Source organism: Streptomyces sp. SID3343 (assembly GCF_009865215.1).
Classification (GTDB): domain Bacteria; phylum Actinomycetota; class Actinomycetes; order Streptomycetales; family Streptomycetaceae; genus Embleya.
In genome coordinates this window covers 1-2,745 of record NZ_WWJX01001265.1, presented here as the reverse complement: position 1 = coordinate 2,745, position 2,745 = coordinate 1, and the positions used below count along the sequence as shown (strand labels likewise).

Below are 2,745 nucleotides of genomic sequence, written 5' to 3'. Positions count from 1 at the left end.
CCGCAGGTCCGCGAGCCGAGTGCGCAGGCGCGACGCCGCGCGCTCGGCCGCCGCCGCGGGGTTGCCCAACTCGTGGGTGAGCCCGGCGGTGAGCGTGCCGAGCGCGATCATCCGCTCGCGCTGCCCGACCGCGGTACCGGTGCGTTGTCCGCCCAGGAACATGCCCTGGACCAGGTGCGCGGCCATCGGGAACCACTCGGTGAACGCCTGCGCGAGCTTGCCCGCGGGCAGCACGAAGAAGGTCGAGTCGACGAGTGTGCGCGCGGTGTTTCCGTACGGGTGGACGGCCGGTACCGGGTCGGCCCCGTCGCCGTGGCCGTCCACCGCGAGCGCGAGCGCCGCGCCGACGTAGGCGCCGCGCATCGAGGAGCGGTGCACCTCCAACTCGCCGCCGCGCACGACCCGGTTCATGGTGATCTCGCCGGACAGCAGGACGTAGAAGCACTCGCCCGCGTCGCCCTCGGTGTAGAGCGTCGTGTTCGCCGGGAACGCCTTGACCACGCCGTGCGCGCACAGCCAGTTCAGGTGCTCGTCGTCGAGCTTTTCGAACAGGAACAGCGTGCGTAGTTCGTCCGGGGGCAGTACGTCGCACACGCTCATCGGCGGGCCTCCTTGTCGGTACCGCGCGGCGCGCCGCCGGCCGGTGCGCCGCCGCGGTCGAGCGTGTCCAGGTATCGGTGCACGAGCATGACCGTCATCGCGCCCTCGCCGACCGCCGACGCGACCCGCTTGACCGACGCCGCGCGCGAGTCGCCCGCGGCGAACACGCCGGGTACCGCGGTCTCTTGGACGAACGGCGCACGCTCCCAGCCGACGAGCGGGCCGCCGCACTCCTGGACCAGTTCGCTGCCGGTGAGGATGTAGCCGTGCTCGTCGCGCCGCACGCCGCTGCCGTCGAGCCAGCCGGTGCGCGGGCTCGCCCCGATGAAGACGAACAGCCACGACGCGGAAACGGTCTCCTCCGTGCCCGAGTCGCGGTCGCGCAGGGTCAGCTTCTCCAGCCTGTTGGTGCCGTGCGCGTGGGTGATCTCGGTGCGCACGCGCACCTCGATGTTGGGAATCTGCGCGAGTTGTTCGATCAGGTAGTGCGACATCGAGGCTTCCAGGCCCTTGCCGCGCACGAGGATGATCACCCGCCGCGCGTAGCGCGCGAAGAACACCGCGGCCTGGCCGGCCGAGTTAGCCGCACCGACGATGTACACGTCCTGGTCACGCGTGTCGGGCCCGGTGGTGAGCGCGGCGCCGTAGTACACGCCGCGGTCGGTGAGTTCGACGAGTCCGGGCGCCTCCAGGCTGCGGTACGACACACCCGTCGCGAGCACGACCGCGTGCCCCTTGGCGACGACGTCGCCCTCGCACGAGATACTGCGCACGTCGCCGTCGACGTTCAGCGCGGTGACGTCGCGCGTACTGACTATCTCCGCCCCGAACTTGAGCGCCTGCCGGCGCGCGCGGCCGATGAACTGCGAACCGGAGATGCCGTCCGGGAAGCCGAGGTAGTTCTCGATCCGTGAACTCTGGCCGGCCTGCCCGCCCGTGGCCTGCCGCTCGACGAGCAGCGTGCGCAGACCCTCGCTCGCCGCGTATACCGCCGCGCCCAGTCCGGCCGGACCGCCGCCGACGATCACCACGTCGTACAGGTCGTGTGACGGAGTCACGGACAGGCCGACGTATTCGGCCAGTTCGCCCTTGGACGGCGCGCGTAGAACGGTCGAGTCGGGCGCGATCACGACCGGGACGTCCGCCTCGGTGGTGCCGGTCTCGCGCAGTATGCGCCGCCCCTCGGCCTGGGTCACGTCGTACCAGCGGTACGGCACACCGTTGTTGGCGAGGAAATCGCGCAGTTCGAACGACGGCGCCGAGAACCGCGCGCCGATCAACGTGGCCCAGCTCTCGTCCGGCACCGGCGCGGTCTCCCACGCGCTGATCAGCGAGTCGAGCACCGGATACAGCCGTTCCTCCGGCGGATCCCACGGTTTGAGCAGGTAGTGGTCGATGTCCACGTCGTTGATCGCCCGGATGGCGGCGCCGGTGTCCGCGTAGGCGGTCAGCAGTACCCGTTTGGCGCGCGGGTACAGGTGCGCGGCCTGTTCGAGGAACGCGACGCCGTCCATCTGCGGCATCCGCTGGTCGGCGATCAGTACGGCCACCTGCTCACCGCGTTCGTGCAGTTCGGCCAGCGCCTCCAGGGCCTGCGCGCCGGACTCGGCGCGCACGATGCGGTGCCGGTCGCCGTACTGCCGCCGCAGGTCGCGCGCGACGGCACGCGACACGGCCGGGTCGTCGTCCACGGTCAGCAGTACGGGCTTGTCCACGAAAATCCTCACGAGGGAGCGGCGCGAACAGGTTTTCCTGTCCGGGAACGCCTGCGCACGTCCGCGCGGGGTTCCGACGACACCGTACCGTCGGCGAAGTTCGCAGGTGGGACGAGCCGAATGCGCTCGCGGTACGCGGCGCCGGGGCAGTGTCGGCGGCTCCCCCGGCCCGATCAGCCGACCATGCCGGCCTCGTAGGCCAGGATCGCGGCCTGCACCCGGTTGCGGACGTCGAGGCGGGAGAGGATCGCGCTGACGTGCGTCTTGACCGTGCCCTCCACCAGGTGCAGGCGGTGCGCGATCTCCGCGTTGGACAGGCCGGCGCCGACCAGGGCCAGCACCTCGCGCTCGCGCGGGGTCAGCGCCGCGACGCGGCCTTCGGCATCGGACTCGCGGACGGGGCGGGCGGTCGCCAGGCGACCGATCACCC

At 71.5% G+C, this 2,745-nt stretch carries 3 protein-coding genes; all 3 read right to left on the bottom strand.

The features are described 5' to 3' along the window. Window positions 1-600: cyclic nucleotide-binding domain-containing protein (locus GT354_RS39975; RefSeq protein ID WP_161361345.1), on the bottom strand; the 600-nt coding region annotated here is incomplete at its 3' end. Then, window positions 597-2,315 carry an FAD-dependent oxidoreductase gene (locus tag GT354_RS39970; protein ID WP_161361343.1) on the bottom strand — a complete coding sequence of 573 codons (1,719 nt, stop codon included), beginning with the start codon at window positions 2,313-2,315 and terminating at the stop codon, window positions 597-599. The genes GT354_RS39970 and GT354_RS39975, both read right to left, overlap by 4 nt. 173 nt (window positions 2,316-2,488) lie before the next feature. Next, window positions 2,489-2,745 (bottom strand): response regulator transcription factor (locus GT354_RS39965; protein ID WP_161361342.1); only part of this gene is annotated, 257 nt, incomplete at its 5' end.